General features: G+C 36.4%; 23 protein-coding genes. 18 read left to right on the top strand and 5 right to left on the bottom strand.

Features of this window, described 5'->3' with window-relative positions; translation table 11 throughout:
• Window positions 1–61: 61 nt before the first annotated feature.
• Both AC4BC4_RS09750 and AC4BC4_RS09745 read left to right on the top strand, forming a co-directional pair.
• Entirely contained in the window at window positions 62–631 is a 570-nt protein-coding gene (locus AC4BC4_RS09750) for a DUF1836 domain-containing protein (protein ID WP_490475557.1), read from the top strand.
• On the top strand, window positions 624–1481 hold the full coding sequence (locus AC4BC4_RS09745; RefSeq protein ID WP_490475556.1) for a DegV family protein: 858 nt from the start codon (window positions 624–626) through the stop codon (window positions 1479–1481). Before AC4BC4_RS09750 ends, AC4BC4_RS09745 begins: the two co-directional genes overlap by 8 nt.
• A gap of 190 nt (window positions 1482–1671) precedes the next feature.
• On the opposite strand, the gene AC4BC4_RS09740 is transcribed toward AC4BC4_RS09745, so the two are convergent.
• Window positions 1672–2631 (bottom strand): S66 family peptidase, encoded by a 960-nt coding sequence (locus AC4BC4_RS09740; protein WP_490475555.1) that lies wholly within the window; start codon window positions 2629–2631, stop codon window positions 1672–1674.
• Window positions 2632–2814: 183 nt separating this feature from the next.
• Here AC4BC4_RS09740 and yycF point away from each other — a divergent pair, with 183 nt between their 5' ends.
• From yycF to AC4BC4_RS09705, 7 genes are all read left to right on the top strand, one after another.
• Window positions 2815–3519 carry a response regulator YycF gene (gene yycF / locus AC4BC4_RS09735; protein ID WP_438756597.1) on the top strand — a complete coding sequence of 235 codons (705 nt, stop codon included), beginning with the start codon at window positions 2815–2817 and terminating at the stop codon, window positions 3517–3519.
• A 6-nt stretch (window positions 3520–3525) separates the two neighbouring features.
• Entirely contained in the window at window positions 3526–5355 is a 1830-nt protein-coding gene (walK, locus tag AC4BC4_RS09730) for a cell wall metabolism sensor histidine kinase WalK (protein WP_438756596.1), read from the top strand.
• Complete coding sequence (locus AC4BC4_RS09725; protein ID WP_490475554.1) at window positions 5352–6659, top strand: YycH family regulatory protein; 1308 nt, start codon at window positions 5352–5354, stop codon at window positions 6657–6659. Before walK ends, AC4BC4_RS09725 begins: the two co-directional genes overlap by 4 nt.
• The gene (locus tag AC4BC4_RS09720) at window positions 6659–7540 is read left to right on the top strand and encodes a two-component system regulatory protein YycI (protein ID WP_438756594.1); all 882 of its coding nucleotides are present in this window, start codon (window positions 6659–6661) and stop codon (window positions 7538–7540) included. Before AC4BC4_RS09725 ends, AC4BC4_RS09720 begins: the two co-directional genes overlap by 1 nt.
• Before the next feature lie 53 nt (window positions 7541–7593).
• A complete protein-coding gene (locus tag AC4BC4_RS09715) occupies window positions 7594–8400 on the top strand; it encodes an MBL fold metallo-hydrolase (RefSeq protein ID WP_490475553.1) in 807 nt (268 codons plus the stop codon).
• A 240-nt stretch (window positions 8401–8640) separates the two neighbouring features.
• The gene (locus tag AC4BC4_RS09710; RefSeq protein WP_490475552.1) at window positions 8641–9546 is read left to right on the top strand and encodes a permease; all 906 of its coding nucleotides are present in this window, start codon (window positions 8641–8643) and stop codon (window positions 9544–9546) included.
• Between the two features lie 14 nt (window positions 9547–9560).
• On the top strand, window positions 9561–10400 hold the full coding sequence (locus AC4BC4_RS09705) for a TIGR03943 family putative permease subunit (protein WP_490475551.1): 840 nt from the start codon (window positions 9561–9563) through the stop codon (window positions 10398–10400).
• 77 nt (window positions 10401–10477) lie between these two features.
• Here the strand turns inward: AC4BC4_RS09705 and AC4BC4_RS09700 are convergent, their stop codons facing one another.
• The 3 genes from AC4BC4_RS09700 to AC4BC4_RS09690 all read right to left on the bottom strand — a co-directional run bounded on the left by AC4BC4_RS09700 (window position 10478) and on the right by AC4BC4_RS09690 (window position 12283).
• On the bottom strand, window positions 10478–10906 hold the full coding sequence (locus AC4BC4_RS09700) for a GNAT family N-acetyltransferase (protein WP_490475550.1): 429 nt from the start codon (window positions 10904–10906) through the stop codon (window positions 10478–10480).
• Between the two features lie 80 nt (window positions 10907–10986).
• Window positions 10987–11469 carry a threonine/serine exporter family protein gene (locus tag AC4BC4_RS09695; RefSeq protein WP_490475549.1) on the bottom strand — a complete coding sequence of 161 codons (483 nt, stop codon included), beginning with the start codon at window positions 11467–11469 and terminating at the stop codon, window positions 10987–10989.
• 61 nt (window positions 11470–11530) lie between these two features.
• Window positions 11531–12283 (bottom strand): threonine/serine exporter family protein, encoded by a 753-nt coding sequence (locus tag AC4BC4_RS09690; protein ID WP_490475548.1) that lies wholly within the window; start codon window positions 12281–12283, stop codon window positions 11531–11533.
• A 231-nt stretch (window positions 12284–12514) separates the two neighbouring features.
• Here AC4BC4_RS09690 and AC4BC4_RS09685 point away from each other — a divergent pair, with 231 nt between their 5' ends.
• From AC4BC4_RS09685 to argF, 6 genes are all read left to right on the top strand, one after another.
• Window positions 12515–13213, top strand: a complete 699-nt coding sequence (locus AC4BC4_RS09685; RefSeq protein ID WP_438756586.1) for a DUF554 domain-containing protein — start codon at window positions 12515–12517, stop codon at window positions 13211–13213.
• Window positions 13214–13301: 88 nt separating this feature from the next.
• Entirely contained in the window at window positions 13302–13691 is a 390-nt protein-coding gene (locus tag AC4BC4_RS09680; RefSeq protein ID WP_490475547.1) for a GyrI-like domain-containing protein, read from the top strand.
• 310 nt (window positions 13692–14001) lie between these two features.
• The gene (gene argC / locus AC4BC4_RS09675; protein WP_490475546.1) at window positions 14002–15033 is read left to right on the top strand and encodes an N-acetyl-gamma-glutamyl-phosphate reductase; all 1032 of its coding nucleotides are present in this window, start codon (window positions 14002–14004) and stop codon (window positions 15031–15033) included.
• A gap of 52 nt (window positions 15034–15085) precedes the next feature.
• A complete protein-coding gene (gene argB / locus AC4BC4_RS09670; RefSeq protein ID WP_490475545.1) occupies window positions 15086–15838 on the top strand; it encodes an acetylglutamate kinase in 753 nt (250 codons plus the stop codon).
• Window positions 15835–16986: an acetylornithine transaminase gene (gene argD / locus AC4BC4_RS09665; RefSeq protein ID WP_490475544.1), complete on the top strand. Its 1152-nt coding sequence runs from the start codon at window positions 15835–15837 to the stop codon at window positions 16984–16986. The genes argB and argD overlap by 4 nt, the downstream gene beginning before the upstream one ends.
• Before the next feature lie 50 nt (window positions 16987–17036).
• Window positions 17037–17969: an ornithine carbamoyltransferase gene (gene argF / locus AC4BC4_RS09660; protein WP_490475543.1), complete on the top strand. Its 933-nt coding sequence runs from the start codon at window positions 17037–17039 to the stop codon at window positions 17967–17969.
• 37 nt (window positions 17970–18006) lie between these two features.
• On the opposite strand, the gene AC4BC4_RS09655 is transcribed toward argF, so the two are convergent.
• Window positions 18007–18525: a class I SAM-dependent methyltransferase gene (locus AC4BC4_RS09655; protein ID WP_490475542.1), complete on the bottom strand. Its 519-nt coding sequence runs from the start codon at window positions 18523–18525 to the stop codon at window positions 18007–18009.
• A 360-nt stretch (window positions 18526–18885) separates the two neighbouring features.
• On the opposite strand from AC4BC4_RS09655, the gene AC4BC4_RS09650 reads away from it, so the two are divergent.
• From AC4BC4_RS09650 to AC4BC4_RS09640, 3 genes are read left to right on the top strand one after another with little or no spacing between them, the layout of a single operon-like run.
• The gene (locus AC4BC4_RS09650; protein ID WP_010760982.1) at window positions 18886–19155 is read left to right on the top strand and encodes an IreB family regulatory phosphoprotein; all 270 of its coding nucleotides are present in this window, start codon (window positions 18886–18888) and stop codon (window positions 19153–19155) included.
• Window positions 19152–19580, top strand: coding sequence for a Holliday junction resolvase RuvX (ruvX, locus tag AC4BC4_RS09645; protein WP_490475541.1), 429 nt, complete (start codon window positions 19152–19154; stop codon window positions 19578–19580). Before AC4BC4_RS09650 ends, ruvX begins: the two co-directional genes overlap by 4 nt.
• A 43-nt stretch (window positions 19581–19623) precedes the next feature.
• On the top strand, window positions 19624–19932 hold the full coding sequence (locus AC4BC4_RS09640; protein ID WP_438756578.1) for a DUF1292 domain-containing protein: 309 nt from the start codon (window positions 19624–19626) through the stop codon (window positions 19930–19932).
• The last annotated feature ends 51 nt before the right edge of the window (window positions 19933–19983 follow it).

The following is a 19983-nucleotide window of genomic DNA, read 5'->3' as shown; positions in this document are numbered from 1 at the left end:
CTAGATTGAATGTTTTTAAAAATAATGTTAAACTGTTTTAGTAAGCAGAAGGAGGGAGCATATGAGTGAGATAAAATCCTCTTTAGAAGTTTGGGGAAAAGAATTAGTAGATGTCCACTTACCAAGATGGCATGAACTACCCGAAATAGAGTTATACATGGATCAAGTGATCACGCTTGTTGAACGATATTTATCACCAGTTATTTTAAAGGAAAAACACACATTATTAACGTCATCGATGGTCAATAATTATGTTAAGTTGGGTTTGATCCCAGCTCCTAATAAAAAACGATACAATCAAAAACATTTAGCTTTTTTAATCGCCATTACGCTATTAAAACAAGTTTTGACTATACCAGAAATCAAGCAAGGTATTCTGTATCAAGGTTCGGCCGTTGGTATTCGTGAAGCGTATAATTTATTTTGCGACGAGCAAGAGGCAGCTATAGCAGTAGTGGTTGCTCAGGCATTAGACATTGAACCAGTTGCAGCGTTTGATCGACCAATACCAGTAGAATATTTAATTGTAAAAGGCGCGACTTTATCGTTTGCTACCAAATTATTTACTGAAAAGGTTATTGAGTTAGCACAAAAAAACTTAAAAGAAGATGGAGAACAAGTGAATGAATAAAGAAAAAATTGCTCTATTAGTAGATTCTGGGACAGATGTGCCACAAGAATTAGTTGAACAATATGGAATGTACATGATTCCATTACAAATTATTTATAAAGATCGTACATATACAGACAAAGTAGATATCTCACCTGAAGAAGTTTATGAGCGTTTACCTATAGAAATCCCAAGTACATCCTTACCTGATGGTCAAACAATTACAAACATATTCGAAAAAATGAAGGCAGATGGCTATGAAAAAGTACTAGCTGTTACAATTTCGAGCGGATTGAGTGGGACATTTAATGTGGTTCGTTTGATTGCAGAAGAATTTGAAGGATTGGACACATTTGTTTTGGATACAAAAATTATCGGAATCGGGAGTGGTTTACAAGCGATTGAGGCTGCTAAGTTGATTGAATCTGATTTTCAATGGAATGAAATCAAAACACGATTAACGAATGATGTCACGAAAGCAAAAGTATTTTTTAATGTTGCAACATTGGAGTATTTACAAAAGGGTGGACGAATTGGTTTGGTTGCTTCGATTTTAGGAAATGCACTAAAATTAAACCCGATTATCTCTTGTAATGCTGAAGGTGTCTATCATACTGTAGCTAAAGCGCGTGGTAGAAAGAAAAGTTTGGACAAAACATTTGAATTAGTAAAAACGTTTATTGGGGATCATAAGAAATTTGTGCTAGCCGTTGCCCAAGGACAAGCGGTAGAAGAAGCAGAAAGTTTTTACAAAAGGCTGAATGAAGAGTTTCCTCAAGCAGAAAAAATTTATTTTGGAACAATCAGTCCGGCATTAGTTGTTCACACTGGACCAGGTCTTTTAGGAATTGGAATCCAGCTTTTAGACTAATTTTAAGTGATCACCGAAGAAGTCTTTAGTAAACAATCTTTAGAGTAGATTCTAATGCAAAAAAATAGATAAAACCAGTGGATTTACAAAAAATGCTATCTGTAACTATAAGAAGAAATAGAAAATGAATATAAAAAATAAACACATGAATCGTTGCTTTTCTGAAGAGAAACGATTCATGTGTTTATTTTTAAAAAAAGGTGATTTTTTTCTGAAAAGTATCGACCGTTGCTTGATCGCCGATCGGGATCGTAAAAATTGGTTGGGTGTGACCAAAATTCATATCGTAAATCACAGGAATTTCTCTTAATAAAGGATATTTTGATAAAATAGCTAAAAGCCGTTCTTCCGTCATCAATGTCTCCTTTGGAAATCGCCCGATCAATAAGGCTTGAGGATGTTTGACGACTTGAAGTAAAGCGGCCAAACCACGAGCAAAATCATGGTAATCATTCTCTTCGGCATTTTCAACAAACAGAATAGCTCTGTCAAGATTTGGTAAAAAACGAGTACCGAAAAGCAATTGAAATGTCCCTAGATTTCCGCCGTAGCAAGTTCCAGTAACAGTGTCACAGCGGCTGTAAACTTTCCAGTCATTAGCAAATAAGGTCCGTTTCGGGTTAGGTAAATACCATTCATCTTGGCTCCATGATTCAGAGGCAGATACGTCAAATGCTTTCTCATCTGTCGTGGCCTGTAAAAAGGTTTTGGTTTGATAGTCTTGCAGTTCATCCATTTGAAAACTGGAAAAATGAGGACCTACGTACGTAAGTAATTTTGTTTTAGCGGTAATGGCATTGCATAAAGCTGTGATATCACTGTACCCGCAAAAAACTTTTGGATGACGCTTAATCAACTCAAAATCAAGATAAGGCAGTAGTTCATTACTATTGAAACCACCAATAGCCGTTAAAATCCCTTTAACATTGTCATCTGAAAATGCTGCGTGCAAATCTTTGACTCGGCTCATGATGGAAGAAGATCCAATTACATCTTCTTCATTTATATGTTCAGAAAATGTAACCTTAAATCCTAGATCAGTTATTTTTTTCTGAGCGGTTTCAATACCTAAATCTGTTAAAAGTGAAAAATTGCTAGATGGTGCAATGACTCGAATTTCATCACCTGCTTGCAGTCGTGGTGCTTTCATTTAATCGCTTCCTTCTAATAAAACTTATCCCTAATTATAGCCAGAAAGACTTTGTTTTTGCAAGATATAGATAAGAAAGGGTAAGGATTTTTTCTCAAAGATGAAACAGTGGACAAAATAAGGTATAATAAGAGAGAATATGGATAAACCATGAAAAGACAAAATAAAAAAGAGGTGCCTCTTATGAAGAAAATATTAGTTGTAGATGATGAAAAGCCGATTTCGGAAATTGTGAAATACAACCTTACTAAAGAAGGATACGAGGTTTTCACAGCTTATGATGGCGAAGAAGCTGTTGAAAAAGTCAAAGAAGTAGAACCAGATTTAATTATTCTTGATTTAATGTTACCAAAAATGGATGGGCTTGAAGTAGCCAGAGAAGTCCGCAAAACATATGATATGCCAATCATTATGGTTACAGCCAAAGATTCTGAAATTGACAAAGTTTTAGGGTTAGAATTAGGAGCCGATGATTATGTAACGAAACCATTCTCTAATCGCGAACTCGTAGCCCGTGTCAAAGCGAACTTGCGCCGTGGCGCAAGTAGTGCCAAAGAAACAGAATCAGCAACACCATCAGAACTGACTATTGGAGATTTGACAATCCATCCAGAAGCTTACATGGTCTCAAAAAGAGGAGGCAAAATCGAACTGACACATCGTGAATTTGAATTGCTTTATTATTTAGCAAAACATATCGGACAAGTGATGACGCGGGAACATTTATTGCAAACTGTTTGGGGATACGATTATTTTGGTGATGTTCGGACGGTTGACGTGACTGTGCGTCGTTTAAGAGAGAAAATCGAAGATAGTCCAAGTCATCCAACCTATTTAGTTACTCGACGTGGTGTTGGTTATTATCTTCGAAACCCTGAACAGGAGTAGTGATTTATGAAGAAAAAAGTTCACTTTTTTCAATCGGTAAATTTTAAGATTGCCTTATCATTTATTTTGTTATTATTGATTGCCATTCAAATTATTGGCGGATACTTCATCCGTGAGTTGGAATCGACAACAATCAATGACTACAAACAAAATGTTGATCGACAAGTCAACCAATTATCAAGTACTCTTAGCGCAAAGCTGGGCGAAAAAGAGCGTGATCGAACAGAGATCGATGCTAATTTAAAAAAGGCATTAAACGATTTTTCAGGAGCTGAAACAATCGAAGCCCGTGTGGTTGATGATAAAGGCATCGTAAGAGCGACGAGTGACTTAAATCAGCAAGGGATCGTTGGTAAAAAGAATGATTATCGTGATTTGAATGATTTCAGTGCTAAGAAATATTCAGCGATTGATAATGATAAACGTGTATACATCAATGTTCAGCCTATCCAATCCCCGACTGGCGATACAGTCATCGGGGTTCTTTATGTTAAGAGTAATACGGAAGGCAAATACCAGGAAATCACAGATACCGCTCGAATCTTTTTCACAGCGTCACTCATTTCTGGGGCGATTTCGATCATTGTGACTATTTTGATTGCACGATCAATCACTCAGCCGATTGGGGAAATGCGAGAACAAGCGCTAAGAATTGCCAAAGGTGATTACACTGGAAAAGTCAAAGTCTATGGGAAAGATGAATTAGGTCAGTTAGCAGAAACGTTCAATCAACTTTCTGAACGAATCGAAGAAGCACAAGAAACCATGGAAGCCGAACGAAATCGTTTAGACAGTGTACTGGCTCATATGACAGATGGCGTTATTGCCACAGACAGGCGAGGTAAGGTCATTACAATCAATGAAATGGCGCTCTCTTTATTGAATGTCAAAGACGAAGATGTAATCGGATCTTCCTTATTGGAGCTTTTAGATATAGAAACAGATTATACATTGCGAAAATTATTAGAAGAGCCAGAAGAAATTTTGATTGATCGTTCGCTATCTTCAATGGAAGAAGATCAAATGATCATTCGTGTTGATTTTGCAATGATCCGTCGGGAGTCTGGCTTTATTACGGGTCTCGTATGTGTACTTCATGATGTAACAGAACAAGAGAAGAATGAACGGGAACGTCGAGAGTTTGTTTCTAATGTTTCTCATGAGTTGCGAACACCTTTAACCAGTATGCGAAGTTATATCGAAGCATTGAGTGAAGGAGCTTGGGAAAATCCTGAGGTTGCCCCTAATTTCCTGAAAGTTACACTAGAAGAAACAGATCGTATGATTCGCATGATCAATGATCTATTGAACCTTTCAAGAATGGATTCTGGCAACGGTGAATTACAACTAGAATATGTTAATTTTAATGAATTGATCAATTTTGTTTTAGACCGTTTCGATATGATGATCGAAACAAATGATAAAAATTATACGATCCACAGAGAATTCACTAAACGTGATTTATGGGTGGAATTAGATACAGACAAAGTAATTCAAGTCTTGGACAATATTTTAAATAATGCAATTAAATATTCTCCAGATGGCGGAGAAATCACATGTCGTCTACTTGAAACACATAACAATGTTGTTTTTAGTGTGACAGATCAAGGATTAGGCATTCCTAAAAAAGATGTCAACAAGGTTTTTGAGCGCTTCTACCGTGTAGATAAAGCCCGCGCCAGAGAACAAGGCGGAACGGGTCTAGGTCTTGCTATTTCAAGAGAAGTAGTAAAGGCCCACAATGGTGCAATATGGGTAGAAAGTCAGGAAGGTCAAGGTTCTACCTTTTATATATCCTTGCCTTATGAACCGTATGAGGAGGATTGGTGGGAATGAAAACAACTGAAAAAATCGTACGGATCGGTTTGATCTTTTTAGTGATGCTCAGCTTGTATTTTTCAGTCAGCATTTGGCTCAGTTCCTCAAAAAAAGAACAGCCACTCAAAAATGATCCCCAACTTGCGACAACTGTTGTGAACGAAAGAATTGATACAGATGTCTTTTTACCATTACAATTGATTCGTATGCAAGATGGAAAAGCAGAAATGAATACGAGTGAGAATTTAATCACAAATATTCAAAATGAAATCAAACGTAGCTCATTTGGAAAATTGACTCAAACTGTCGCAGGTGATTCAGAACAGTTTGAAAAATATTTATCGATGGGCCAAGGCTTTGAACTGCTCTATGAAGGGCCATTCTTGCTAAAAGAATATGTTTCTGTCTATCAATTAGATCTCAAGTTGACGGATATTGATGTAGATCCAATTTACTTTACCTGTATTCAAGTTGACTTAACTCAAAATAAGATTCGCTTCTTGGATTTTGATCGTAAAGATATCTATGAAGCATCCATTACTATGGATAACGAAAAAGTCTTGAATTTAATGAACAAAGTCGGAGTACAATATAACCCAATTTCAGAACAACAAACAGTTACTAGCAAACATTATTATTTGTCAGAGAATCAAAAAATGAAAAAATATAGTTATATTTTAGCTTCTCAACCTGTAACGAAGTTTCGCAATGCTTTTTTCTCTAACACAGAAAACATTCAAACCAATGAGGATAGTAAGGATTTATCCTATACGAGTGGAAGTGAACGCTTGACGGCAGATGAAAAACTCGGAACGATTCATTTTGATGGTGAATTAGATTCCAGAAAAGCTGAGGATAATATCTATTCTGACAGTTTTAACTATATAAAAAAATTAGGAACAAATATGGGGAATATTCGTTACTTTGATCGTACTGAAAATGAGATTAATTATCGTACGTTTGTGGAAGGATTTCCAGTCTTTAGTGAAAATGATAAAGGACAAGTTAGAATCACGATCGGTAATGATAAGGCTGAAAAGTCGAGTGTGGTAATTGAAACGAGTGTTGATACGATTCAAGTCCCAATTCCTTCAGAGGATGAAGTTGTTTTGAAAAGTACTGAAAACTTATTAGACCAACTGATTGCTGCTGGTGCGGATTCAGAAAAAATCAATTCGGTCATGATTGGTTATACTTGGCACAAAATCGAAGAAATTACGCAAGTTGTCGATCTCACTCCAGAATGGTACATTCGCTATGAAAACAAATGGTATCCAGAACGTGAATTGCTGGAACAACTGGCGAATTTGGAGGTGGAATAATGGACTTCAAACGAATCGAATGGATTTTTTTCGTCGCTTTTTTGGGCTTGAATATGTTTTTATTTGGTATTTACCAAGCAGGAGTAAAAGAAGAAAATAATGTTTCTTTTTCTGATCAGACAGACAGCATTGAAAAACGTTTAAACAAAGATGGCATCTCGTATAAAGGAACCCTTTCTGGAGAAAAAAAAGAAGGATACTATTTAAGTGGTGAGCAGACGAATTTTTATGATGCTATTCAATCTGAACAGGACACACGAGACCGAAACTTCTTTAAAAACGGGATTGAAATTGTCGATAATTTGTTGACAGTCTATCCCCAAATGAATTATGCTCAAACGAGCTACTTTATTGATGAAAAAAATGTTGAAAAATCACTTGAAGCTTTTTTAAATGATAAAAATAGCGTTCTCTTTGGAGGTCAATACCATTACCTAGCTGATTTTTCTAATTTGGACGGAGAGTTTCCAGAACTTATTGTTTCTCAAAACTATAAAAGTATCCCATTTAAAGATGATACAGCACAAATCTCATTAAAATTGGAAAATTCTGATGAGTCGGATGGTTTATATAAAATCTATAAATATACTCAAATGCATATTCAAGGGATTGAAGAGCTGCGTGATAAGACGGATTTATCATCTGAACGAGATGCGATTGAAACGTTATACATCAATAATAAAATTCCAAGTAATGCTAAAATCTCTTTCAGGAAGCTAGCATATACAAGAATTTATAAAATTCGCGAGAAGAATGTATATGTCCCTGTATGGTTTGTTGGCGTCAAATCCAGCGGGAGTAATCTACAGATAGAACAGGTCAACGCTATGAGCAATACAATCATTACAAATAATAGTGTACCAAAGGTGGAAAATCAGTAGTGATAGTTGTATAATAAGTAGCTGTAGAACAAAGAAGGGAAGCGAAAAACAAAATGAGTCAAGAGAAAGCTTTCAACATCAGCATTCTTGCTAGTGGCAGTACAGGTAATTCCCTTTTTATCGAAACAGAGAACAAAAAGCTGCTTATTGATGCAGGACTAAGTGGAAAGAAAATCACATCATTGCTAGCGGAAGTCGACCGCAAACCAGAAGATTTGGATGCTATTTTAGTCACACACGAGCATCGGGATCACATTCATGGCGTGGGTGTTCTTGCTAGAAAATATAAATTAGATGTCTATGCGAATGAAAAGACTTGGGCAGCGATGGATCCTTTGATTGGAAATGTTGCTGTGGAACAAAAACATATCTTTGATATGGGAAAAGTTTTAACATTTGGTGACATGGATATTGAGAGTTTTGGTGTTTCTCATGATGCAGCGGATCCACAGTTTTACCGTTTCTTTAAAAACAATCGTTCGTTTGTGATGCTGACGGATACAGGATATTGCAATGATCATTTACGTGGAACGATCAAAGATGCAGATGCATACTTGATCGAAAGTAATCATGAGCTTGAGATTTTACGTATGGGACCCTATCCTTGGAGTTTAAAACAACGAATTTTGGGCGATAAAGGACATTTGTCGAATGATGATGGTGCCTTGACGATGGCTGATGTGATCGGGAATCACACGAAACGAATTTATCTAGGTCATTTGAGTAAAGAGAATAATACTAAAGAGCATGCTAGAATGGCGATGGAGTCAATTTTAGCTGAAAAAGGTTTAGGTGTTAATTTTGATTTTAATGTTTATGACACAGATCCTGAATCAGCATCAGAGTTATTTGCCATCTGATAGATAAAGTTGAGCGTTTGAAAAAGTTGATTAGGGCAAGAGACAAAACAGATAGGTTTTGTCTCTTGCCCTATATTTTTTTGTTATCCAATGAATAGATTATAGATTTTTTAATAAGTTCTAGTGTGTCTTGTTTTTTTTAGATAGGTGCAGTATAGTTAGTTATATTTTGGAGTGTTAAAAAAAGCATCCGTAAAATGATTGATTACTGGTGTTGTTTTTAGCAGTGGGAGGAATTTTATGTTTCAATTTTTACCTCATTCAGTTTTGCAAATGGGTACTATTTTTCTATCGATCGTAATCGAGGCCTTACCGTTCGTCATGCTTGGTTGTGTGATTTCAGGTGCTTTACATGTCTTTTTAACGCCAGAACGGGTCAAAAAAATATTGCCTAAAAATAAATTTTTGTCGATTGTCGTGGGAAGTTTCTTAGGATTCTTTTTCCCTTCATGTGAATGTGGGATCGTACCGATCGTGCATCAGTTTGTTAAAAAAGATGTGCCGACATATACGGCTTTCGCTTTTATGATAACGGCACCGATCATTAATCCCATTGTGCTTTTTTCAACCTATATTGCCTTTGGAAATTCTGCTAAATTTGTTATCTGGCGTGTTCTAGGCAGCATGTTGGTTGCCCTAGTTGTGGGCGTTTGGTTGGCGTATGTCAACAAAGAGCCTATTTTACAGGAATCTGCGATTGAGAATACTTGTGTTATAGAGACAAAAGAACATCATCATGAAAAAGAAACATTCTGGCGTAAGAGCTGGTCAGTACTGACACATGGGATTGATGAATTTTTTGATACAGGACGTTACTTAATTTTTGGTTCATTATTAGCTGCTGCTATGCAGACATATTTACCGACAGGTGCAATGTTACAGTTAGGGCATACTAAATTGTTAGCGATACTTGTGATGCTTGTTTTAGCAGCTACTTTATCTTTATGTTCTGAAGCAGATGCGTTTATCGGCTCATCGTTATTGAGTTTATTCGGTAATGGACCGGTTGTGGGATTTCTAGTCTTTGGCCCAATGGTGGATATCAAAAATTTACTGATGATGAAGCGTTATTTTAAAACATCTTTTATGTTAAAATTCGTCGGCATTGTAACAGTGGTCGTCAGTTTGTACGCATTGGCAATTTAAGGAGGGAATAGTAGATGATTCGATTTTTGATTTTAATTGGCTATACGACATTGATGATGTTTTTACAAGTATCGGGTAGATTGAATCAGTATATAAATGTACATTATCGCTACTTAGCTACTTTATCGATGGTTCTTTCGTTTGTCTTAGCGATGGTACAGCTGATCCTTTGGAATAAAGAAGAGAAACCTGAAGCTCACCATCATCATGACGATGAGCACGATCATGGCTTAAATAAGCCTTACCAAAGAGGAATTGCTTATATTTTACTGGCATTACCTTTAGTTGTTGGGTTTATGTTTCCTACAGTTAGTTTAGATACATCGATTGTGGAAGCAAAGGGATTTAATTTCCCTTTAAGTAAAGAATCTGTTGGTGATCCAGATGTAGAGACGCAATATTTAAAGCCGGATACCAGCATTTATTTTGACAAAACAGATTATGATAAGCAAATGGAGCAAGCACTGACGAGGTATATTAAAGATAACAGCGTAATAGTCACCGAAGAAAATTATTTAGAGGTCATGGAATTGATCTATAATTATCCAAGTGAGTTTATTGGAAAGACGATCACGTACAAAGGATTCATATTTAATTCTTCTCAAAATGAGGAAGCGAATTTGTTTGTTTTCCGTTTTGGAATTATTCATTGTGTAGCGGATTCTGGGGTATTTGGCCTATTAACGCATATGCCAGAAGGACAGACGTTTAAAAATAACGATTGGGTAGAGTTGACCGGGACGATCCATTCTGGTTATTATGCCCCATTTAAACGAGACATTCCGATGGTGGATGTTACAAAAGTGAAGAAAGTAGAAGAGCCGAAAAATCAGTATGTCTACCGTTCGTTTTAAAAGCTGCTGTGGCTGTTTATTTTAATTTTAGGTTGTGAAACAAAAGTAGCAGTTACTTTTGTTTCACAACCTTTTGTCTATTTTTCCCAAACAAGATGGTATTCTAGTTCACCGGTGTTATCTAGTTGTTCATTAAGTTTTTTAAAACCTTGATTCATATAAAATTTGACTGCTTTTTGATTTTTCGCATAAACTGAAAGTGTCAACCTTTCATGATTGTTCTTCACTGTATTGAGCAACTTTTGACCGATGCCTTGACTTCGGTAAGGACGCTTTACGAAAATTCCCGAAATATGTTGTTCATTCATTCCTAAAAATGCAATGATTTTGTTCTTTTCATGATAAACATAAAGAGTAGCTTGAGGTAATTGTTCTCTTACAAAATCAAGATTATCTCGCCAATAAGATGCTGGAATAAAAGGGTGTGCTTCACCATTAGCTGTCAGCCAAATCTGTATTATTTCTTCTAATTCATTAGGGGATAAGTTATTGATTTTTTTGATCATAGATTTTTATCCTTTCTACTTATTTTTCATGAAAGTAGTTATATAACACTCATCGATTCACCCCATTTTAGTAATTAATGCTAGTGTTTTTTATCTTCTTTTTTTCTAATTAAACTCACGATATCTCGTTTTTCTCTAAAGTTGCGAATATTATGATTCAACACTTCAGATAAAACTAAACCTAATGCTATTGCGCCTGCGATCATGATTGCTTGTACGGCTGAATAAATCGCTGTTTCATAGTTTCCTATAACGACATTTCGTACCGCCTGATAAGCAAGACCACCAGGGACTAAAGGGACCATTCCCGGGATGTTGAAAATCGTTACAGGTAATTTCAATTTTCGTGAACAGACAAAACTGACAGCTGCAACACTCAAGGCACCCAAGAGAGAGCCTAGTGCAGCATTAGCACCTAATTGAGTTGAAAGCCAATACAACATCCAGCCAATTGCACCAGATAAGCCACAAGCAACTAGAGAGCGTCTAGGCACATTTGTAAGGATGGCATATGCTGCTGAAGCGAAAAAGCTAAAGGAGAATTGAATCAGTAAATTGAGCATTTGAAAACCTCCAAATTCTTATATCTAATAAATAAGTTTGCTAAAACAACAAAGGTTTTTTCTAATAAAATAATTGAAAAACGAATGCAATAGCAAAACCGATCATGCAAGATGTCATCATGGCCTCTGTTCCTCTAGACACACCGGATAGATAATGTCCAGCTAGTAAATCGCGCAATGCATTTGTGATCTGGACGCCTGGGACAAGAGGCATTACACAGCCGATAATAATCATATCTTGATTAACTCCTAACCCGATTTTGCTGCTTAAAAGAGCCGCGCACCCAATAAAGAAGGCAGCTAAAAATTCTGATAGGAATTTAATACGTAACACTCTTAAACTGGAGTAATAAAGAATATAACCCAAACCGCCAATTAAGCAAGTTAAAAGCAAATCAGCCCAGACGCCACCAAACAAAATCATGATCGTTCCACTGACGATAGCGGCACTGGCAAATCTCAACCATAACGGGAAAAACTTACGTTCTTGTTCCAGTGTTTTGAGCTGTTCTAAAAGCTCATCTAATGTAAGACGTCCAACAACATATTCTCTAGAAAGCTGATTGATTGTGGAAACTTTTTCCAAATTGATCGAACGATTTAAAATTTGAACCATCCGAATTGTTGATGTTCCATCCAGCCCCACGAAAAGACCTGTTTGTGTGACGTAGCTTACAAGGCGATAATTTCCAGATGCTAAAGCAATTCGACTCATAGTATCTTCGACTCGATACATTTCTGCATCACTTTCTAACATGATCTTACCTGCCAGTAAACAGGTCTCCAAGACTTTTTCTATATCAATGGTAGTCATTTATTTTCCTCACTTTTAAGTTGTATCATTTTATCTAAGATTAGTATAGTTGATTATTGAGAGAAAAAATAGCACGGAACAATAAAAATAAAAATATCTCTCAATCATTGTGCACAAATAGCAAAACGATTTCCTGATTTTAAAAATAGTTAAACATTGGAATATCCCTTCAACACTTCTTATCGTATAATAAGAAAAAGTGTGAAAATATAGAAAGAGTGGGATGGAAAAATGATTTTATTGGGTTCTTTGGTTAATGGAGTGGCAATTGCTCTTGGAAGTCTACTTGGAGCGGTTTTACGAAATATTTCAGAACAAATGAAAGACACTGTGACGAAAGCTATTGGGCTTGGGGTTTTAGTATTAGGTATTCAGATGGCGTTTAAAACATCATCTTTTATTGTGATCCTGATTAGTTTGTGTTTAGGTGCAATGCTTGGTGAAGTACTGGGAATCGAAGATAAGATGAATGCACTTGGATTGAAGCTAGAAAAACGATATGCAAAACCGGGTAGCAACTTTGCTGAAGGGTTTGTGACAGCGTCACTGATTTTTCTGATTGGATCTATGGGAATCATTGGTGCAATTGAAAGTGGTGTTGCGCACAATCATCAAACGCTATTGACCAAAGCTGTGATGGATGGCTTTATGTCGATTATGTTGACTGCGACTTTAGGTGTGGGGGTACTTTTTTCTGCGGTTCCTGTTTTTCTTTATCAAGGTATTATCGCTGTTTTTGCTAGTGTTTTGATGCGTTATATTCCTAAAGAATTATTGGATTTACTGATGGGTGAAATAAGTGCAATCGGTGGATTGATGATTTTAGGAATTGGTTTGAATATTATGGGGATTACTAAAATCAGAGTGTCAAATTATCTACCAGGTATTTTTATTTTAGTCGGAATTGTGATGGTGCAATTTTATCTATAAAAATTTAAAAATTGACTGAAATACTGACAGATAGTTGTCAGTATTTTTGTGTTATGCTCAACTCATAAATGTAAAAGGAGTGAATAAAATGGCCATTCAATTAACAGAAAAAAGGATTAAAGGAAAAAAAATCCGAACGAATAATCATCGTTTAGACGAAATTATTGCTTTATGGAATAAAGTTCCTGAGATGCGACTAGAGGGAGGATTTTTCGCTGTCTATTCAAACTATGAAAGCAATTTTAAAGGGGACTATGATTTGTTGATAGGGAATGAGCAAGCTGATTTTTCTGACAGCTCAATCATTCATGCCGGTGAGTATGTAGAAATTGTAGTGACAGAGGCGACTCCTAAAGGCGTAGGAGAAGCGTGGCAAAAAATATGGGGAGACGAAGTGCTAGAAAAAAGACGTAGTTATTTAAGTGATGTTGAACAATACAATGCAGATGGAACAATCACGATTTATCTTTCTGTATAAAGGATTAAAATGAAACTAGAACTAAAAAATAAGTAGAAGAGGTTGAGACAGAAGCGCTTATTTCCGAAGGATCTGCTTTTGCTGCCACCGTTTATTCGGATTCCTTAAGGCCAGGATAGAACTCGTAGAGTTCTACCCTAGCCTATTTATTTTTATTCAAATAAAAATGAATGTTTTCGTTATTTTTGCATATTTATTTAATTAATTTAGGAAAAATAAATAAATAACCATTGACTTGTCTAATCAAAAAACTTATAATATGAAAAACAACACGTGTTTTAAAAAAATAAAATGAAAAGAAGTGAAAAAGATGAAGGTCTCAATTGTTGGTGTGACAGGATATAGTGGGTTGGAACTTTTACGCTACCTAAAGCAACATCCATTTGTTGAAGTGGCTTCGATTCACAGTCATTCAATGAATAAAAAATCATTAGAAGATGTTAATCCACATTTGAAACAACTAGTTTCTTTGCCTCTAGAAACAATTAATCCAGAAAAAATCATGGAAACAAGTGACTTAGTCCTATTAGCAACGCCATCCGGTATTTCAAAAGAATTAGCTCTCCCGTTTATTGCAGCCAATTTCCCTGTAATCGATTTATCAGGAGACTTTCGCTTAAAAGAAGTGGGTGAATATGAAATATGGTACGGATCGAGTCCAGCATCTTTGAATGTAATTCAAAATTTTGATTACGGCTTAGCAGAATATCGAGAAAATAGACAATCAAAATGGATCGCCAATCCAGGCTGCTATGCGACCGCTACAGAATTATCCTTAGCACCCTTACTAATAGACAACAAAATTGATTTAGATTCTATCGTTATCGATGCCAAATCAGGAATTTCGGGTGCGGGAAAAGGACTATCCCAAACGACTCATTTTTCTGAAACTCACGATAATATGACACTATACAAAATGAATAGTCACCAGCATATTCCAGAAATCGTCCAGCAGTTAAAAAAATGGGCGCCAGAGCTTTCAGCAATTCAATTTTCAACTTCGTTGATTCCTGTGACCAGAGGGATTTTTTTAACCGCTTATGCAAAATTAAAACAACCAATTTCTGACGAGGAATTAGTTCAGCTTTACCAAGCCCATTTTGAAAAAAGTCCGTTTATTCGGATTCAAGACGTCGGACAATATCCAGTACTTAAACAAGTAATAGGTTCGAATTATTGCGATATTGGACTTGCCTACAATCCAAAAACGAATATGATCACAATTGTAACAGTCATCGATAATCTAGGTAAAGGAGCGGCTGGACAAGCAATCCAAAATTTGAATATTTTTGCAGGATTTGATGAAAGATGTGGCTTGGATCACTTACCGATTTATCCATAAAAATTAAACAGTAAATAAAATGAGGAAGTCAAACTTAGAAGGAGTGGCAAGTATGAAGAAGGTCATCGTTATAAAAATGGGCGGAGTAGCTAGTGATAACTTAACAAAATCATTTTTCAAGCAAGTCGATCAATGGCAAAAAGAAGGGAAAAAAGTCGTGATCGTTCACGGCGGAGGGCATTATATATCTGAAATGATGCAACGTTTGAATATACCTGTAGCGATTCAAGATGGACTCCGTGTAACGACAGAAGAGACCTTGAAAATAACGCAAATGGTTTTGATTGGTCAAGTCCAACCGATGATCACCACTCATTTTCAACAAGAAGGATTTTCAGTTGTTGGTTTAAATGCTTCTTGCGGTCAAATCATTACTGGCGTATATCTTGATAAGAATACATTAGGTGCAGTTGGACAAGTCAAACAAGTAGACACAGAATTGTTGGAGCATTTGCTTGAAACCAAACATATTCCGATCATTGCACCATTAGGTTTAACAAAAAATGGCGAATGGCTTAATATCAATGCTGATCATGTGGCTTGTAAAGTAGCAGAAGAATTACAAGCTGAAAAATTATATTTATTGACAGATGTTCCAGGAGTGAAAAGGGACGATCAATGGTTGAAAGAACTTTCTACAAGCGAAGTACCCAAATTGAAAACAGCTAAAATAATCAAAGGCGGTATGCTACCAAAATTAGAAAGTGCTGTAACGGCGATTAAAGGTGGCGTAAAAGAAGTTCACATCACAAATAAAATCCAACATGCTGGTACGATCATCAAATCAAAGGAGGTCTTTGCATGAGTTATTTATTTCCGAATTATAAAAGAAAAGAACTAGAATTGATCAAAGGAGCTAAACAGACTCTGACCGATCAAAAGGGGCAAGACTATCTGGATTTTACTAGTGGTATCGGAGTGATGAACTTAGGTTATAATGATCCGGAATTGAATCAAGAATTGCTGAAACAATCGAATCTTTTATGGCATACGCCTAATTTATATGAAAATCATTTACAGGAACAAACAGCTGAGAAATTGGCGAATGGAAAAGACTATATCAGCTATTTTTGCAATAGTGGTGCGGAAGCAAATGAGGCGGCGATAAAATTAGCACGCAAAGCAACGGGGAAAAGCAAAATCATCACGTTTGTGAATTCTTTTCACGGTAGAACATATGGCGCAATGAGTGCGACAGGTCAAGATAGTATCCATGGAGGGTTCGCACCTTTAGTTCCTGATTTTGTCTATTTGCCTTTTAATGAGATCGAACCATTAAAAGCCACTATCGATCACCATACAGCGGCTGTTATGCTGGAAGTGATCCAAGGGGAAGGTGGTGTATCTCCAGCAGATGAACAATGGATTCAAGCGGTTCAGTCACTTTGTCACAAATTTGGAGCTTTACTGATCGTTGACGAAATTCAAACGGGAATGGGACGAACAGGTACTTTATATGCCTATGAACACTATAAAATCGATCCAGACATTTTCACACTGGCAAAAGGTTTGGGAAACGGGATCCCAGTTGGGGCAATGGTTGGCAAGGCTAGTTTAGCAGCAGCATTTGGGCCAGGCAGCCACGGTTCGACTTTTGGAGGGAATAAATTGGCGATGAGTGTTGCTTATAAAGTTGTTGAGCGTATCAATCAACCAAATTTTTTGCATGATGTCGAAAAAAAAGGGCAGCAGTTATTTAATGGTTTAACCCAAATTGCAGAAAATAATCCGATAATCAAAGAGGTTCGAGGGAAAGGGCTGATGATCGGTGTTGAAGTATCTGACCAAGAGACACTAAACGCTATATTGGAACAATTAGAAGCAGAAGGGTTACTCACATTAAAAGCTGGTCAAAACGTTTTACGACTGCTACCGCCATTGACGATCACTGAGGAAGAAATTACGAAAGGATTAGTGATACTAGATAAAGTTTTAAATAATCTCGTTTCATAGGTGAGTCAGGATGAGTTGACATAAATTTTCTAGTAAAAGGAGTAATATAGATGAATTCAATGTATGGAAAAAGTATTTTAAATTTAACCGAATTAACAAAAGAGGATTATCTATCGATCATTGAACTTGCTGTAGCAATTAAAGCCGATCCAGAAGCTTATCGTGGTGTTTTAGCTGGAAAAATACTAGCCATGATTTTTGAAAAGAACAGCACACGAACCCGCGTTTCATTTGAAGCAGGAATTATTCAGCTTGGGGGTCAAGCAATTGTCTTAGATTCAAAAAGTACTCAAATGGGACGAGGCGAACCTGTCAAAGATACAGCGAACGTTATGTCTAGTTATGTCGATGCAATTATGATCCGGACCTATTCAGATAAAATGGTCGCAGAATTAGCGGAAGAAGCATCGATCCCAGTAATCAACGGACTAACGGATGATCACCATCCTTGCCAGATACTAGCAGATTTCCAAACGATTTATGAGGAAAAAGGAAAACTAGAAGGAATCAAATTAACTTATATTGGTGATGGCAATAATATGGCTCATTCATTTCTGATTGGTGGTAGCTTAGTTGGGATGGATGTCACGATCGCAACACCTAAAGGCTATGAACCAAAGCCTGAATTTATTGAGCTTGCTAAAAAAAATGCAAAAGCAAGCGGTAGTAAAATCGAGATAGTAAATGACCCAGATCAAGCGGCTAAAAATGCAGATGTCTTAATAACAGATGTTTGGGCAAGTATGGGAGACGAATCAGAACAAAAAAAGCGGGAAGAAGTATTCAAGACATTTCAAATCAATAATCGATTAGCTGTTCAAGCAAAAAAAGATTACTTATTCTTGCATTGTTTACCTGCGCACAGAGGCGAAGAAGTGACCGCTGACATTATAGATGGACCCCACTCTGTAATTTACCAAGAGGCAGCCAACCGTCTTCATGCTCAAAAAGCGTTGATGGTCAAACTCATGTCAAACGTATAGATAAACGGATGATATTAAACGATTTTCTCGTTTGGTATCATTTTATTTTTTTAAAAATAAACAGGCTCCATTTAGCTGTCCCATAGTGATCTACCAATACAAAGCCATGGCCGGACATTTTAGCTTGAAAATCAGCTGTCCTTTTTAATTCTGGTAAAAAATAATTGATTTTTGCTGTCTCGCAAGCAAAAACAGCAATACCGTTAGGTTTAAGAACGCGATGAATTTCATGTATAGCTTGATGTAGATCCGTCCAATGAAAATGTGTTTGAAAAGCCGTAACGAAATCGAAGCGTTCAGAATCAAATGTAAGAAAATGAACATCCATTAGTTCAAACTGAATCTGTTTGTTAGCGTATTTCTTTTTGGCTTGTGTGATCGCAGCTTCCGAAAAGTCGATACCTATTAAAGATAATGAATGAGCTTGCTGCAAAAGAAAATCACTTGAAGCGCCATTGCCGACACCAATATCTAAAATAGTAGTGCCATCATTTATTTTAATCTTACTCATGGACCATTTAACTAAGGGAAGATAAACAGGGTTCCACAAATTCATCATTAGTACTCCAATGATTCCAGACGGTTTTTTTGACTGACTTAGAAAAAAACGAAATAAGATAATGAATAACACACTAAACACAAAGATGATCCAAATAAACATAAAATACTCCTTTATTTTGTATTCAAGATTTTAGTATAGTATACAATAAAAAAACATGTTATATAAAAAATTCTCAGTTTCTTTCAATCAAAACAAAGACCAAAAGCAGTTTAGCCATCGAATAATCAGCTTATTTTGTTAAATTTAAAGAAAATCTTTAATATATAGAAGAAAATATTAAGTTTTGTTTGTAGTTTCGCTTTGTTTTTAGTAGAATGAGACTGTATGAATAGAATAAAAGTGAGGTGTAGATAAATGGGTTTTACAGATGAAACTGTACGTTTTGATTTTGATGACAGCCGTAAGAAGGAAGTAAGTGAGACTCTAGCTACTGTATACAAGGCTTTAGAAGAAAAAGGATATAATCCGATCAATCAGATTGTGGGCTATTTGCTTTCTGGAGACCCCGCCTACATTCCTCGTTATCAAGACGCTCGAAATTTGATTCGTCGTCACGAACGAGATGAGATCATGGAAGAGCTGGTTAAGTATTACTTATCTGATCATGGAATCACTATTCGATGAGAGTAATGGGACTTGATATTGGCTCAAAAACTGTAGGGATCGCTGTCAGTGATCCATTTGGCTGGACAGCACAAGGTGTGGAAATCATTCGGATCAATGAAGAGCAGGAAGAATTTGGTTTTGAACGTTTGACAGAATTAGTTAAAGAATACGAAGTGACTCGTTTTGTTGTGGGTTTACCGAAGAATATGAATAACTCGATCGGACCTAGAGCTGAAGCATCAATGGCATATGGTAAGAAAATCGAAGAGCTGTTTCAAATTCCTGTTACGTATCAAGACGAGCGTTTGACCACCGTTCAGGCAGAACGCATGTTAGTAGAACAAGCTAATACATCCAGAGCGAAACGAAAGAAAGTAATCGATAAAGTAGCTGCTGTCATGATTTTACAAAATTATTTAGACGGTGCTAGCAATAAAATTTAATCGACTTGTAAATACAAGTGTAAGATAAAAGGAGAGCAAGACAATGACAGAAGAGCACAACCATGATCACGATCATGAAGGACATGAGCATATCACATTAGTTGATGAACAAGGAAATGAAACATTATACGAAATCCTTTTAACCGTTGACGGACAAGAAGAATTCGGTAAAAATTACGTACTTCTATATCCCGCGGGTGTTCCAGAAGAAGAAGATGTTGAGTTGCAAGCATATGCTTACATCGAAAACAATGAAGGAACAGAAGGCGAATTACAACAAATCGAAACAGATGCTGAATGGGATATGATTGAAGAAGTATTCAATACATTCATGGCAGAAGAAGAAGAATAGAGTTTAAAAGATAGCTGAACCCTTGATATATAAGGATTCAGCTTTTTCGAG

This window comes from Enterococcus sp. AMC1086 (assembly GCF_058216575.1).
Note: the sequence above shows the minus strand (reverse complement) of the source record. Positions and strands in the feature narration are given on the sequence as shown.